A 13,690-nucleotide genomic window follows, 5' to 3' on the forward strand; every position below is an offset into this window, starting at 1 on the left:
AATCTACAATTAGCATCCCCTGGGGTCACAGCGTTTCATCACGACGGCAATTGGCCCCCGTGACCTGGGCTGATGTACTGCCGGTACGCCCCGGGCCCGGCGGGTACGGCCAGGTCGGCGGCGGCGTGAAGGCAGGCCGGAAGTGGGGAGCGACCGTTGCAGACCGAGACCCGCACCAGCATGGGCGTCGGCGCGAGCGCCCCACGCCCCGACGGAACGCTGAAGGTGACCGGCGAGTTCGCCTACGCCTCCGACCTGTGGCTGGACGGCATGCTGTGGGGCGCGACACTGCGCAGCCCGCACCCGTCGGCGTGGATCCGCTCGATCGACGTCGGGCCGGCCCTCGCCATGCCGGGCGTGTTCGCGGTACTGACCCACGAGGACGTGCCCGGCGAGAAGTTCTACGGCCTGGAGCACAAGGACCAGCCGGTGCTGGCCGTGGACCAGGTGCGCTACCAGGGCGAGCCGGTGGCCGTCGTGGCGGCCGACCACCCCGAGACGGCTCGCAGGGCGGCCGCCGCCGTCGTCGTCGAGTACGAGGTCCGCGAGGCCGTCGTGGATCCCCGCCGGGCGGCCTTCGACCCGTCCTGTCCCCCGGTGCACCCCGGAGGCAACATCGTGCGGCACCAGCCGGTGAGGGTGGGATCGGCCGGGCCGGAGGCCCGCACGAGCGACGGAGCCGGGGCCGAGGTGGTCGTCACCGGCGAGTACGAGGTCGGCATGCAGGACCAGGCGTTCCTCGGCCCCGAGTCCGGCCTCGCCGTACCGGCGGACGACGGCGGCGTGGACCTCTTCGTCGCCACCCAGTGGCTGCACGTGGACCAGGACCAGGTCGCGCCGTGCCTCGGCCTGCCGAAGGAGAAGGTACGGCTCACGCTGGCGGGCGTCGGCGGCGCCTTCGGCGCCCGCGAGGACCTGTCGATGCAGATCCACGCGTCGATGCTGGCCCTGCGCACCGGCCGCCCCGTGAAGATCGTCTATGGCCGTGAGGAGTCGTTCTTCGGGCACGTCCACCGGCATCCCGCGTGGATGCGCTACGAGCACGGAGCGACCGCCGACGGGAGGCTCGTCTACGTCCGGGCCGAGATCCTGCTCGACGGCGGCGCCTACTGCTCGTCCTCGCCCGCCGTCGTCGGCAACGCCGCCTCCCTCGGCGTCGGGCCGTACGAGGTGGCGAACGTGTCGATCGACGCGTACGGCACGTACACCAACAACCCGCCGTGCGGCGCCATGCGCGGCTTCGGCGCGGTCCAGGCGTGCTACGCCTACGAGTCGCAGATGGACCGGCTCGCGGAGGCCTGCGGCCTGTCCCCCGTCGAGATCCGGGTGCGCAACGCCGTCGCGCAGGGGTCGCGACTGGCCACCGGTCAGCTCATCGACACCCCGGCGCCGCTCGCCTCCATGCTCCGCGAGCTGGAGGCGATGCCACTTCCCGGGCCACTTCCCGGGCCGCTCCCCGGGCCGCTCCCCGGGCCCGCGGACCTGCGGTCGTTGCCGGGCGGCGTCGCCCAGACCACCCACGGCGAGGGCGTACGGCGCGGCGTCGGGTACGGCGTCGGCATCAAGAACATCTGCTTCTCTGAGGGCTTCGACGACTACTCGACCGCCCGGGTCCGGATCGAGCTCCTCGGCGGCGAGCCGCACGTGCTCGTGCACACGGCGGCGGCCGAGGTGGGGCAGGGCCTCGTCGCGGTCCAGGCGCAGATCGCGCGCACCGAGCTCGGCGTCGACCGGGTCACCGTGGCCCCCGCGGACACCTCCGTCGGCTCCGCGGGCTCGTCGTCCGCGTCCCGCCAGTCCTACGTCACCGGCGGCGCGGTCAAGACCGCGTGCGCGGCCGTACGGGAACGCCTGGACGAGCTCGGCGCCGCCAACCCCGGGTTCTCCCTTGAGGAGTTGCTCGACCGGTTCGGGCCCGTCGAGGAGACGCGGGAGTACCGCCACCGGCCGACGTTCCCCATGGACCCGGTCACCGGTCAGGGCGACTCGCACACCCAGCTCGCGCTGTGCGTCCACCGGGCGGTCGTGGACGTGGACGTGGACCTCGGTCTGGTCAAGGTCGTCGAACTCGCCGCCGTGCAGGACGTCGGGCGGATCCTGAACCCGCTCGCCCTGGAGGGCCAGATCCACGGCGGCTCGGCGCAGGGTCTCGGCCTCGCCCTGATGGAGGAGATCCAGGTGCGCGATGGAAAGGTGACGAACCCGTCGTTCACCGACTACCTGATCCCGACCATCCTGGACATGCCGCCGATGCGGCTGTCGATCCTGGAGAACCCCGACCCCCACGCGCCGTACGGCCTGCGCGGGGCCGGGGAGCCGCCCACGCTGTCGTCCACGCCCGCGGTGGCGGCGGCCGTACGGGCGGCGACGGGGCTCGAGCTGCCCCGCGTCCCGATCCGCCCCGACGACATCGCGTTCGGCCGCGCGAGCTGATCGGCGGCATCTGGACCGTTTCGTCCGATCCGGCCGTCCTCGGCGCGGTGGTGAGCTCCCGGGCCGCGCCCCACGAAGGAGGTCAGAGGTCGGGCGAGTTGCAGGCGACGCCGTCGTTGTTGGCGTCGACGTACCAGGCGTACTCCTTGTGGACGCCCTTGGTGTACGGCCCGTAGCCGGCCGCACGGGCCTCCTTGCAGGTCGCGTAGCGTCCGGGCTCCCTCGACTGGCCGCCCTGGGTGACATGGGCCTGCGTCGCCCCGGTGGTGTCGCCGGTCGTGTTGCCCGTCGTGGTGCCGGTGTCGGCGCCCGTGGCGGCTCCGGTGGGGGCGGGCGGTTGGGTCCCGGCTGTGGACTGCTGCGGGTTCGGCCCCCCGGTGCCGCCGGTCGTGTCGCCGGTGCCCCCGGTCGTGTCTCCCGCGCCGCCGGTGTCACCGGTGGTGCCCGTGCCGGTGTCTCCCGCGCCGCTGCCGAGGAGACGGGCGATCAGGGCGTCCGCGTCGGCCTTCGTGAAACCCGCGATGCTGAGGCTGTCCTGGGTGATCTCCTGGGCGACGCGCGGCGCGGCGACCACCTTCTCCCCCACGACGATGGCGAGCTGCTGCTTCACCGTCTCCCGGGTCAGCTCGGCGACCTGCTCGCGGGTGGCGGGCGAGAGCACCACGCGGATGGAGTACGTGCCGTTCTGCTCCGCCACCGGCTCGATCTTCTGGACGGTGGTGACCGTGACCCCCGGATCGAGCTGGTAACAGGTGGTCCCCGCGTCGTCGGGCACCGCGTCGGTCCCCGTGCACGGCCCCTGGCGGACCCCGGTGACCGGCGCGAAGTGGATCGACGTCTGCAGGGTGCGCGGCGCCGTACGGGACAGCGGGGGCGTGTCCTGGTTGCGGGTCATCAGGACGGCGACCGCGCCGAGCACACCGGTCATGACGACGACGAGAACGAGGGCGACGGCGAGGACGATCGTGGTCCCGCGGGTCGCCTGCGCGGGACCCTGCTGGGCCGTACCCGGCATACCCGGCGAGCCCGGCGTGCCGGCCGGAGCGGAGCCCGGTGCGGCACCTGGCCCTGGCGCCGGCGGAGCCGGCGATGGGGCCGCTGAGGGGGCTCCCGACGGGGCTTGCGGACCGTCCGGCCTGTGATCGGGCCCCTGGTCACCTGGAACCGGCGTGTTCTGCATCCCGACCTCGATCCCTGACATCGTCGCAGAGCCTATCGAGCTATGCCATGGCGAGGTAATCGGATGATCAGCGATATTTCACGAATACACATTCACCACAATTTGTGACGAACGATATGCAATCGGTTGCGTCGGGTGACCTGCCGCTACGGTTCCACGGCACGGACAGTGAAGGCATGAAGGTCGGAGTTCCGCGCGAGATCAAGAGCCACGAATACCGTGTCGCCCTCACCCCCGCCGGCGCCCACGAGCTGGTACGGCACGGCCACGAGGTCCTCGTCGAAAGGGGGGCCGGTGTCGGATCCGCCATCACCGACGACGACTTCATCGGGGCGGGCGCGGAGATCCTGGAGTCGGGCGAGGAGGTCTGGTCCCGCGCCGAGCTCGTACTCAAGGTCAAGGAGCCGGTCCCCCAGGAGTACCACTGGATGCGCAAGGGGCAGGTCCTCTTCACCTACCTGCATCTGGCCGCGTCGGAGCCGTGCACCCGGGCCGTGCTGAACTCGGGCGTCACCGCCATCGCGTACGAGACCGTCCAGACGGCGACGGGGGCGCTGCCGCTGCTCGCCCCCATGTCCGAGGTCGCGGGCCGGCTCGCCCCCCAGGTCGGCGCGTACCACCTGATGCGGCAGGGCGGAGGACGCGGGGTGCTGATGGGCGGCGTCTCCGGCGTCTACGCGGCCAAGGTGGTGGTGATCGGCGCGGGCGTCTCCGGCATGAACGCCGCGGTGATCGCCCTCGGAATGCAGGCCGAGGTGCTCCTGCTGGACCTCGACATCGACCGGCTCCGCCAGGCCGACGTCATCTACCAGGGGCACTGCCAGACCGTGGCGTCCAACGCGTACGAGATCGAGCGGGCGGTGCTGGACGCGGACCTGGTGATCGGCGCGGTGCTGGTGCCGGGGGCCAAGGCGCCCACGCTGGTCACCAACGACCTGGTCTCCAGGATGAAGAGCGGTTCCGTCCTGGTCGACATCTCGATCGACCAGGGCGGCTGCTTCGAGGACTCACGGCCGACGACGCACGCGAACCCCGTCTACCGCGTGCACGACTCGGTGTTCTACTGCGTCACCAACATGCCGGGCGCGGTGCCGCACACCTCGACGTTCGCCCTGACCAACGCGACGGTGCCGTACGCGCTGGCGATCGCGGACCTCGGCTGGCGTGACGCGCTGATGGCCGATCCCGCGCTCGCCAAGGGGCTCAACGCCCACGAGGGGCACCTGACCAGCCGGCCCGTGGCCGAGGCGCACGGGCTGGAGGCGGTGCCCCTGGAGCAGGCGCTCGCGTGACGGTTCAGGAAGCGGCCGGGCTCGGAGCGGCGGACGGCTCGGTGGACGGCATGGTGGACGGCGCGGCGGACGGCATGGTGGACGGCGCGGCGGACGGCTCGGTGGCCGGGCCGACCGAGGGGTCGGGCGCCGGGAGCGCCTGCTGGGCCGACGTGGTGCCGATGCCCCGGTCACAGGCGGCACCGAACTCGGGGGTGTAGGTCGGGTTCTGCTTGTACTTCTTGATGTACGCCGGGAGGCGGGGGTCGTCGGCACCGTTGAGGGCGAGCTGGTGGTTCCACGAGCTCACCACGACGTCGCTCTTCAGCCCCTCGTACGGGCTGAGGAGCATGAAGTCGCTCGACGCGAGGGACTTGAGCGTGTCCACGTCGCCCTGCGGCAGGCCGGGCCGATAGGTGATCCACACGGCGCCGTGCTCAAGGGAGTGCACGCCGTGCTCGTTGTGGATCGGCTGATCGTAGATGCCGCAGTTCTGCCAGTAGTAGTTGTGCGGGCCTCCGGCCGGCGGGGCCTCGGTGTAGGCGACCTTCTCCCAGGTGTGCTCCGACCCCTTGTAGGCGAAGGTCTTCACACCGGTCAGCGACTTCTGCGCCTGGTCGTTGATGACGTAGAACCCGACGAGGCCGACGAGCACGATGACGACGAGACCGCCGATCCCCCACATCAGCAGCGCGGAGCGCCGCTCCTTGCGCTTCTGCTCCGCACGCATGCGGGCGAGGTGCTCGCGCCGCGCCTGCGCCTTTTCCTTGCTCATCGGTCCTCCAGCGACTGGTCACCAAACTCCCCGCATTGCGTATGGAGAATAGTGGGTTGGCCGGAGCGGTCGCCGCCCCGCGCGACGCCCCGATCATGAGGCCGCGCCGCCCCGTCGCGCCGAGTAGCCTGTGGAGCGATGAGCACCGAGACCGTTCCCCCTGCCGCGGAACCGGCCGCCGATCCCGCGGCCGGCATGGCGGCGCGGCCCCGCAGGAACGCCTTCCTGGTGGTGCTGATCGCCCTCGTGGCGGCGGCGGCCGCGCTCCTGCTGCTGATGGGCGGGTCGGGGGCCCCGGGCGACACGTCCCCGGAGGCCGGATTCGCCAGGGACATGTCCACCCACCACGCGCAGGCGGTCGAGATGGCCTTCGCCGTTCGGGACGTGAGCACGGACGGCCCGATCAGGAACCTGGCCTACGACATCATCACCACGCAGTCCACCCAGCGTGGAATTTTCATGGGCTGGCTCCAGCAGTGGGGCCTCGACCAGGCGTCGGACCGCCCGCCGATGGCGTGGATGGCGGGCCACGGCCATGGCGCCACGGCCCAGAGCGCGGCCGTGAGCGGGGCGCAGGGCGCGATGCCGGGGATGGCCTCGCCCGAGGAGATGGACCGGTTGCGCGCGGCCAAGGGGCGGGACGCGGAGATCCTCTTCCTCCAGCTCATGATCCGTCACCACGAGGGCGGCGTGGACATGGCCAGGGGCGTCGTGCGGCTGTCGGACCGCACCGAGGTCCGGGAACTGGCCCAGCACATCGTCGACGGCCAGACCGCCGAGATCACGCTGATGAAGGACTTCCTCCGCGCGCGCGGCGCGCAGCCGCTCCCGTCGATCCTGACTCCCTGAGCCGCCCCCTCAGTCACCCTCAGTCACCCTCAGTCACCCTCGATCGTCCGCCGGTACGCGATGAATCGACCTCTGGGAATCGAGTCGTGTCATAACGCGCGGAATCGCGCTCGCCAGGGCAACATGAGGGGAAGTGTCCGGAGGAGAGTCGAACATTGATTGAAGAGCCGGAGAGCCGCCTCGAGGTGAGCATCTCGGCCGAGGTCGAAGCGGGGCAGTACGCCAACTTCGCCTCGGTCTGGCATACCCGTGACGGGTTCATCCTGGATTTCGCGGTGATCACCCGGCCACCGGCTCTCGCGGACGACCCGCAGTCGGGCACGCCGTACGTCAGCGTGCCGACGCGGATCGTCAGCCGGATCCGGCTTCCACCGGCCCAGGTCTTCGAACTGATGAAGGCGCTCGAACAGCAGCTCACGGCCTTCGAGAAAGAGACCGGCCACAAGCTCTGAGCCTGCGGGCGCAGAGCTTGTGGCCGGTCTCCGGATCTCTCACGAGCGGCCCGGGTGTCGGGACACGCTCAGGCGTGCATCTCGGCGGCGAGAGTGGCCGCGAAGGCGTCGACGTCCGCCTCCGTCGTGTCGAAGGCGCACATCCAGCGGACCTCGACCCGGCCGCCGCCGATCTGCTCGTTCCAGTTGTAGAACCGGAAGCGCTTGCGCAGCCGGTCGGCCGCGTCGGCGGGCAGGATCGCGAACACCGCGTTCGCCTCGACCGGCCGCGGAACCTCCACGCCGGGGATGTCCCGGACCGCGTGCGCCAACCGGGCCGCCATCGCGTTGGCCTGGCGGGCGCTGCGCAGCCACAGGTCGCCGCCGAGGAGCGCCTCGAACTGGACCGAGACGAACCTCATCTTGGAGGCGAGCTGCATGCTCGTCTTCCGGAGGTACGGCAGGCCGGCGACGGCGGTGGGGTTGAGCGCGACCACGGCCTCTCCCAGCAGCAGGCCGATCTTGGTGCCGCCGAACGAGAGCACGTCCACGCCGGCGTCGGTCGTGATCGCGCGCAGCGGCACGTCCAGGGCGGCCGCCGCGTTGGTGACGCGCGAGCCGTCCAGGTGGACCAGCATGCCGAGCTCGTGGGCGTGGTCGCAGATCGCCTTGATCTCGCCGGGCGTGTAGAGCGTGCCCAGCTCGGTGGTGTTGGAGATCGAGACCACCCGCGGCTGCGCCCGGTGCACGTCGCCGAACCCCCACGCCTGGCGGTCGATCAGCTCGGGCGTGAGCTTGCCGTCCGGGGTCGGCACGGGAAGCAGCTTCAGCCCGCCGGTGACCTCGGGCGCGCCGCCCTCGTCGGTGTTGATGTGCGCGGTCTCCGCGCACACCACGGCCTCCCAGGGGGAGCACATCGAGCGCAGCGAGATGACGTTGGCCGCGGTGCCGTTGAAGACCGGCCACACGTCCGCCTGCTCGCCGAAGTGCCCGCGGAAGATCTCCCGCGTCGCCTCCGTGTAGACGTCGTCGCCGTAGGAGACCTGGTGACCGCCGTTGGCGAGAGCGATGGCCTCCAGGATCTCGGGATGCACGCCCGCGTAGTTGTCGCTCGCGAACGTCTTGATCTCGGGATCGTGCCGCCGAACGGCATCCGTGGTCACGAAAGCTCCCCCTGTCCTCTCACATTTCCTCAGGCGTACTCAGACGGCGTACTCAGACGGCCGTGAGGTCGATCCGCTGCCCGTTGACGTCCTCTGGGCGACGCTCCCACAGGTCCGAAACGGCCTTCGCCAGGGTAGCGACGTCGGTGTACCCCTTGTACGGCCGATCCGGGTTGGCCGCCCGCATGGCCTCGGTGACCAGGGCCATCACCACCAGGATCGTCGCCGCCGACGCCGTGCCCTTCAGGGCGTCGGCGAGCGCGAGCGTCCACGCCTCCGCCGCCGCCTTCGCCGTCGCGTACGCCGCGTTGCCCTGGGTGGGCGCCTGTGCCGCCTTGGCCGAGACGATCGCGAACCGGCCGTCGTCGCTGGCGCGCAGCAGCGGCTCGAACGCGAGCGAGACATGCTGGAGCGTGCGGACGAGCAGGTCGTGCAGCAGGTTCCAGTCGTCGAGGGAGGTCTCGGCGAAGGTCTTCGACCCGCGCCAGCCTCCGACGAGGTGGACGATGCCGTCCACCCGCCCGTGCTCGTCGCCGATCCGCTTCGCCAGATCGCGTACGGCCTGCTCGTCGAGGAGGTCGATCGGAAGGCACCCGTCGGCGCCCGTGCGGTCGACGCCGATCACGGTGTCACCGAGTTCCTCGAACCGGCGGACGACGGCCTGCCCGGCCGGACCGGCCGCGCCGGCGACCAGGATCACTCTGCTCATCGCTCACTCACTCTCTCGCGTACGGCTCGTACGGGTGGACCGGCTCACGCCCGGATACCCCTGGTGGACTCGACGACATCGGCGAGCTTACGACGCAGGGCCTCGTAGAACATGCTCAGGGGGAACTCGTCCGGGAGGACGGCATCCACGACGGCCTTCGGGAAGCCCTCGACCGGCAGCGCGTCCACTCCCTTGTGCCACACCGAGGCGGGGTGCGGCTCGACATAGGCGGCCACCAGCTGGTGCGCGGCGAGCCAGTGGGCGAGCTTGGCCCGGTCGATGCCGTCGCGGTAGAGCTTCTCGACCTCGCCGCGCAGGTCGGCGACGCCGCCGGCGACCCGGTCCCAGTCGATCGTGAGCCGGTTGTCCGTCCACCGGACGATGTCGTTCCTGTGCAGGTAGGCGAACAGCAGCTGCCCGCCGAGCCCGTCGTAGTTGCGCACCCGGTCACCGGTGATCGGGAAGCGGAACAGCCGGTCGAACAGGATCGCGTACTGGACGTATCTGGCCTGCGGAACGCCGTCCGCCTCCAGCTTCACCGCCTCGCCGAACGCGGTCAGGTCGCAGCGCAGCTCCTCCAGCGAGTACAGCCAGTACGGCATCCGCTGCTTGATCATGAAGGGGTCGAACGGGAGGTCGCCGTGGCTGTGGGTGCGGTCGTGGACGAGGTCCCACAGCACGAACGTGTCCTGGGCGAGCTGCTGGGAGGCGAGCAGCCGGGCCGCGTCCGGCGGCAGGGCCAGTTTCAGCGTGGCCGCCGCGGCCCGGCTCACCACGCGGAACCTGGCCGCCTCGCGGTCGCAGAAGATGCCGCCCCAGGTGAACGCGGGCGGAGTGCGCCTGACGGCGACGGTCTCGGGGAACAGCACGGCCGAGTTGGTGTCGTAGCCCGAGGTGAAGTCCTCGAACGCGATCGGGACGAACATCGGGTTGTCGTAGCCGCCGCGCTCCAGCTCGGCCAGCCACTCGGGCCAGACGGTGCGGATCCAGACGGCCTCGATGTTGCGGTCGAGGTTGCCGTTCTGGGTGTACATCGGGAAGACGACGAGGTGCTCCAGCCCGTCCACACGCTGGGTGTCGGGGTGGAACGCCTCCAGGGAGTCGAGGAAGTCGGGCACGCCGAGCCCGTCGGCCACCCACGTGCGGAAGTCGGCGACGACCGCCTCCAGGTACACGCGGTCGTGCGGGAAGCGCGGCATGAGCCGTACGACGTGGTCCACGATGTCGCCGACGAGCGCGACGGCCCGGTCACGGTCGCCCACCACGGACCCGTCCTTGGCCTGCAGGCCGCGCAGCTCCTCGACGGCCGCCTTGAGCCCGGCGAACACCTCGGCGTAGTTCTCGGCGGAGTTCTGGCCGGCCTCCTGGCTGGAGCCCTCCGCCGACCGTGCGGCGTGGGCGGTCACGGCGGGGTCCCTGGCCACCCAGGTGACGAGGTTCCCCCAGAGGCGCTCGTGGTCGAACTCGCCGATCGAGTCGTCCCCGAAGAGGTCGGAGTCGGCCAGCACGACCACCCGTCCCCTGCCGTGCCGTACGGCCAGGGCGAGCGGGCGGCGGGCGGGATCCGCGGTGGCCGACGTCTCGAACAGCACCGTCGCGCCGGGCGGCGGGACCAGCGTGCCGGAACGGTAGAAGCAGGCCCGCCGGACGCCCGCGAGCAGATCCTGCGCGGGTTCGTCGCTCTTCGCGGGAGCGGCGGCCGGCACGGGGCCGGTCAGCGGAGTGCCGAGGACCCACGTGGCGACCTTGTTGTGGCAGTTCGCGGGGTCCTGGACGGTGACGTGCTCGATGCCGACACCGAAGCGGGCCAGAAGGTCGGCGAGGTTGCTGCCGTACTTCTCCTGCTCGCACTCGGCCAGCACGACCAGCCCGCCGCCGTCGGCGACGTACGCCTCGATCGCGTCCAGCTCCTCGGCGGGGAAGACGGGGCTGCCCAGTCCGGTGGTCCGCTCCCACAGCTCGCCCGACGGGTGCGCGACGACGAAGACGTCGTGGGCGCTCAGCAGCGAGGGCGTGATCGGCCCCCCGGTGTGGGCGGTCACCGCGTGGCCCAGCTCCCGCAGCGTCGCCGCGGCTCTGGCGTAGCTGTTGTCGTCGGGATGCGCCGGATTCATGGCCTCCGCGACCTCACGGCGGATGGTCCATGCCTCGCTGTGTGCCTCGTCGAACAGGATCGAGGGGAACGTCGTCATGAAATATCTCCCGAATCAGGACCTATCTGCAGGAAAATATACACATACCGACACCTGTGACCACAAGTCACCCGAGCGGTGGACCGTGAATCACCCCGCCGATGGACGTACGCCGGCGGGACGGAGACCTAACGTCCCGCTGCGATCGAAACGCGATCGGAACGCGATCGCACGCGCGTCATCGTGAGGAACGTCCATGCTCAAGAACTCGACCCGGTTCAGGCGCGTCGCCACCGGCACCCTGCTGATCCTCGCCCCGCTGCTGCAGCTCATCGCGGTGATCGTCGACCCCGGCACCTGGGGCGACGACCGCGAGGCGGTCAGCTACGGCGCCAACCCCGCCCTCGCCCAGCTCGAATCCGCGCTCTATCACTGGAGCTGGCTGCTGATGGCCGTCATGGCCGTCGGCCTGCTCCACTTCGTACGCCGCCGCGCCGTGGTGTTCGGCAACATCGCCGGCGTGATAACCGTCCTCGGCTACATCAACCTGTCATCGCTGCTGATGACCGACCCGGTCGAGTGGTGGCTCGGACAGCACTACCCGCCGGAGGAGGCACAGCGCATCCTGAACGAGATGATGGACCTGCCGCACCAGACCTTCGCCTTCGTGCTCCCGGCGATGGTCGGCCTCGTCTCCCTGCCCCTGCTGCTGACCGCCGTGTGGCGGGCCGGGGCGGTCCACTGGTGGGTGCCGCTCACGGTCGCGATCGGCTACATCGCGTCGTTCCCCGTGCCGTACGGCCCGCTCACGATCCCCTTCTGGGCGCTGCCCGTCGTCGCTCTCGGCGCGGTCGGCCTGAAGGTGCTGCGCATGGGCGACGACGCGTGGGCGGCCTACTACCCCGCCGCCCCCGGGGTCACCACGCCCGACTCGTACGCGAACACGACCGCCTGAGCGCGGTCGCGGAGGTTCAGCTTCATGAGCACGCGGGCCACGTGGGTCTTGACCGTGGCCTCGCCGACGAAGAGCTCCCCGGCGATCTCGGCGTTGGTGAGGCCGCGGGCGAGCATCCGCAGCACCTCCAGCTCGCGCGGCGTCAGTTCGGCGAGCTGCGGTGGGCGGACCGGCTCGTGCCGCCCGGCGAAGGAGGCGATCACCCGGGTGGTCACGGCCGGGTCCAGCAGCCCGTCGCCTCCGGCGACGACCCTGATGGCCTCGACGAGCTGCTCCGGCGGCGACACCTTGAGCAGGAACCCGCTCGTCCCCGCGCGGAGCGCGGCGTACAGGTTCTCGTCGGTGTCGAAGGTCGTCAACATGATGATCTTCGGGGGCCGGGGCGTGTCGAGCAGCTGCCTGGCCGCGGTCAGGCCGTCCAGGCGCGGCATCGAGATGTCCATGAGAACGACGTCCGGCTGGAACCGCCGCGCGATGGCCACCGCCTCGACTCCGTCGGCGGCCTCGCCCACGACCTCCATGCCGGGCTCGCTCTCGACGACCATCCGCAGCCCGGCGCGGATCATGGCCTGGTCGTCCGCGAGAACGACGCGGATCGGGGGTTCGGCGCTCATCGCGCACGCTCGCTCATGGAGATCCCTTGGGAGATGGGAAGCCTGGCGTGGACCCGGAAACCGCCCTCGGCCGTAGGGCCCGCCTCGAGCGAGCCGCCGAACAGCTCGGCCCGCTCGCGCATGCCGATGAGGCCGTTACCGGTGGACAGCCCGGTCCCGGCCGCAGTCTGGCCGGTCGTGCCATTATCGACGATGTCCAGCTCCACGACGTCCTCGCGATAGGCGATCGTGATCGTGACCTCGGCTTCTCCCGCGTACTTCACCGCGTTGGTCAGCGCCTCCTGGACGATCCGGTAGGCCGACAGGTCGAGACCGGGCGGCAGCCGTACCGGGTCGCCCTCGACGGTGAGGCCGATGCGCGGCCCCGACCAGCCGACGGTGGAGACGAGGCTGTCCACCATGTCCAGGCCCGGCTGGGGCAGCGCCTCGTCCTGCGGCATCCTGAGCGCCCCGAGCATGATGCGCAGCTCCTCGACGGCCTCCCTGCCGGTCTGCTCGATGCCGGAGAGGATCTCGTTGTCGCCCCCGAGGCTGCGGCGCAGCACCCCGGCCCGCATGACCATCATGCTCACGCTGTGGGCGACGACGTCGTGCAGTTCCCTGGCGATCCGGGTGCGCTCGGCGGCGACCGCCTCGGCGGCCCGGCGCTCGCGCTCCAGCTCCAGGTGGGCCGCCCGCTCGGCCATCCGCTGCGCGCGCATCTGGTAGCCACGCAGGGCCAGCCCGGTCAGGTACGCGGAGCCGAAGATGACCGTCAGGAAGATGACCTCCTCCAGGGGGAGCGTCCGGTGGTCCACGGCGCCCGAGTCGAAGACGAGGATGCCCACGATCGCCCAGGACGCCCCCGGCTTCGGCGGCAGCTTCGCGCCGAGCGTGTGGAAGACGATGAGGAGCGAGGCGAGCTGCCAGACCGGACACTCTTCGTTCCCCTGCCGGTGCCACGCGTACTGCGCGAGCAGCATCAGGATGAAGACCGCCACGGGGAACCTACGGCGGTAGACGACCAGCACACCGGTGACGATCGCCTGGAGCATCCACCAGAACTCCGGGTTCTCCGCCGCGCCGTACGACGTCGCGACCGTCAGCGCCTCGACGGTGCCGAGAACGATCACCGCGACGCCGATCAGGAGATCGACCAGGGGAAGCGTACGTAGATGCCGGATGAGGGAGGGCATACG

Annotated in this window: 12 protein-coding genes; 5 read left to right on the top strand and 7 right to left on the bottom strand. The window is 70.9% G+C overall.

Annotation, left to right across the window (positions count from 1 at the left end; translation table 11 throughout):
- Window positions 1–180 precede the first annotated feature (180 nt).
- The gene (locus AB0I59_RS36635; protein WP_358140501.1) at window positions 181–2,433 is read left to right on the top strand and encodes a molybdopterin cofactor-binding domain-containing protein; all 2,253 of its coding nucleotides are present in this window, start codon (window positions 181–183) and stop codon (window positions 2,431–2,433) included.
- Between the two features lie 82 nt (window positions 2,434–2,515).
- On the opposite strand, the gene AB0I59_RS36640 is transcribed toward AB0I59_RS36635, so the two are convergent.
- Complete coding sequence (locus tag AB0I59_RS36640; RefSeq protein ID WP_358140439.1) at window positions 2,516–3,448, bottom strand: excalibur calcium-binding domain-containing protein; 933 nt, start codon at window positions 3,446–3,448, stop codon at window positions 2,516–2,518.
- 341 nt (window positions 3,449–3,789) lie between these two features.
- Here AB0I59_RS36640 and ald point away from each other — a divergent pair, with 341 nt between their 5' ends.
- A complete protein-coding gene (gene ald, locus AB0I59_RS36645) occupies window positions 3,790–4,905 on the top strand; it encodes an alanine dehydrogenase (protein WP_358140442.1) in 1,116 nt (371 codons plus the stop codon).
- A gap of 4 nt (window positions 4,906–4,909) precedes the next feature.
- Here the strand turns inward: ald and AB0I59_RS36650 are convergent, their stop codons facing one another.
- Entirely contained in the window at window positions 4,910–5,659 is a 750-nt protein-coding gene (locus AB0I59_RS36650) for a thioredoxin-like domain-containing protein (protein ID WP_358140445.1), read from the bottom strand.
- A gap of 138 nt (window positions 5,660–5,797) precedes the next feature.
- On the opposite strand from AB0I59_RS36650, the gene AB0I59_RS36655 reads away from it, so the two are divergent.
- Window positions 5,798–6,508, top strand: a complete 711-nt coding sequence (locus AB0I59_RS36655; RefSeq protein ID WP_358140448.1) for a DUF305 domain-containing protein — start codon at window positions 5,798–5,800, stop codon at window positions 6,506–6,508.
- Between the two features lie 155 nt (window positions 6,509–6,663).
- Entirely contained in the window at window positions 6,664–6,960 is a 297-nt protein-coding gene (locus AB0I59_RS36660; RefSeq protein ID WP_061256352.1) for a DUF3467 domain-containing protein, read from the top strand.
- A 68-nt stretch (window positions 6,961–7,028) separates the two neighbouring features.
- Here the strand turns inward: AB0I59_RS36660 and AB0I59_RS36665 are convergent, their stop codons facing one another.
- From AB0I59_RS36665 to AB0I59_RS36675, 3 genes are read right to left on the bottom strand one after another with little or no spacing between them, the layout of a single operon-like run.
- Entirely contained in the window at window positions 7,029–8,102 is a 1,074-nt protein-coding gene (locus AB0I59_RS36665; protein WP_358140452.1) for a threonine aldolase family protein, read from the bottom strand.
- Between the two features lie 52 nt (window positions 8,103–8,154).
- Window positions 8,155–8,811 (bottom strand): SDR family NAD(P)-dependent oxidoreductase, encoded by a 657-nt coding sequence (locus tag AB0I59_RS36670; protein WP_358140455.1) that lies wholly within the window; start codon window positions 8,809–8,811, stop codon window positions 8,155–8,157.
- 44 nt (window positions 8,812–8,855) lie between these two features.
- The gene (locus tag AB0I59_RS36675; protein WP_358140458.1) at window positions 8,856–11,003 is read right to left on the bottom strand and encodes a DUF6421 family protein; all 2,148 of its coding nucleotides are present in this window, start codon (window positions 11,001–11,003) and stop codon (window positions 8,856–8,858) included.
- Window positions 11,004–11,199: 196 nt separating this feature from the next.
- Between AB0I59_RS36675 and AB0I59_RS36680 the strand changes: the two genes are divergently transcribed.
- Window positions 11,200–11,898: a hypothetical protein gene (locus AB0I59_RS36680; protein WP_061256345.1), complete on the top strand. Its 699-nt coding sequence runs from the start codon at window positions 11,200–11,202 to the stop codon at window positions 11,896–11,898.
- Here AB0I59_RS36680 and AB0I59_RS36685 read toward each other — a convergent pair.
- Window positions 11,841–12,512, bottom strand: coding sequence for a response regulator (locus AB0I59_RS36685; RefSeq protein WP_061256343.1), 672 nt, complete (start codon window positions 12,510–12,512; stop codon window positions 11,841–11,843). The genes AB0I59_RS36680 and AB0I59_RS36685 overlap by 58 nt on opposite strands.
- A complete protein-coding gene (locus AB0I59_RS36690) occupies window positions 12,509–13,687 on the bottom strand; it encodes a sensor histidine kinase (RefSeq protein WP_061256341.1) in 1,179 nt (392 codons plus the stop codon). The genes AB0I59_RS36685 and AB0I59_RS36690 overlap by 4 nt, the downstream gene beginning before the upstream one ends.
- Between the last annotated feature and the right edge of the window lie 3 nt (window positions 13,688–13,690).

It is taken from the genome of Microtetraspora glauca (assembly GCF_040656155.1).
Lineage (GTDB): Bacteria > Actinomycetota > Actinomycetes > Streptosporangiales > Streptosporangiaceae > Microtetraspora > Microtetraspora glauca.

Coding starts and splice junctions, on each gene's coding strand:
- AB0I59_RS36635 (WP_358140501.1), top strand. CDS start 181: ATGGGCGTCGGCGCGAGCGCCCCACGCCCCGACGGAACGCTGAAGGTG.
- AB0I59_RS36640 (WP_358140439.1), bottom strand. CDS start 3,448: ATGCCGGGTACGGCCCAGCAGGGTCCCGCGCAGGCGACCCGCGGGACC.
- ald (WP_358140442.1), top strand. CDS start 3,790: ATGAAGGTCGGAGTTCCGCGCGAGATCAAGAGCCACGAATACCGTGTC.
- AB0I59_RS36650 (WP_358140445.1), bottom strand. CDS start 5,659: ATGAGCAAGGAAAAGGCGCAGGCGCGGCGCGAGCACCTCGCCCGCATG.
- AB0I59_RS36655 (WP_358140448.1), top strand. CDS start 5,798: ATGAGCACCGAGACCGTTCCCCCTGCCGCGGAACCGGCCGCCGATCCC.
- AB0I59_RS36670 (WP_358140455.1), bottom strand. CDS start 8,811: ATGAGCAGAGTGATCCTGGTCGCCGGCGCGGCCGGTCCGGCCGGGCAG.
- AB0I59_RS36675 (WP_358140458.1), bottom strand. CDS start 11,003: ATGACGACGTTCCCCTCGATCCTGTTCGACGAGGCACACAGCGAGGCA.
- AB0I59_RS36680 (WP_061256345.1), top strand. CDS start 11,200: ATGCTCAAGAACTCGACCCGGTTCAGGCGCGTCGCCACCGGCACCCTG.
- AB0I59_RS36685 (WP_061256343.1), bottom strand. CDS start 12,512: ATGAGCGCCGAACCCCCGATCCGCGTCGTTCTCGCGGACGACCAGGCC.
- AB0I59_RS36690 (WP_061256341.1), bottom strand. CDS start 13,687: ATGCCCTCCCTCATCCGGCATCTACGTACGCTTCCCCTGGTCGATCTC.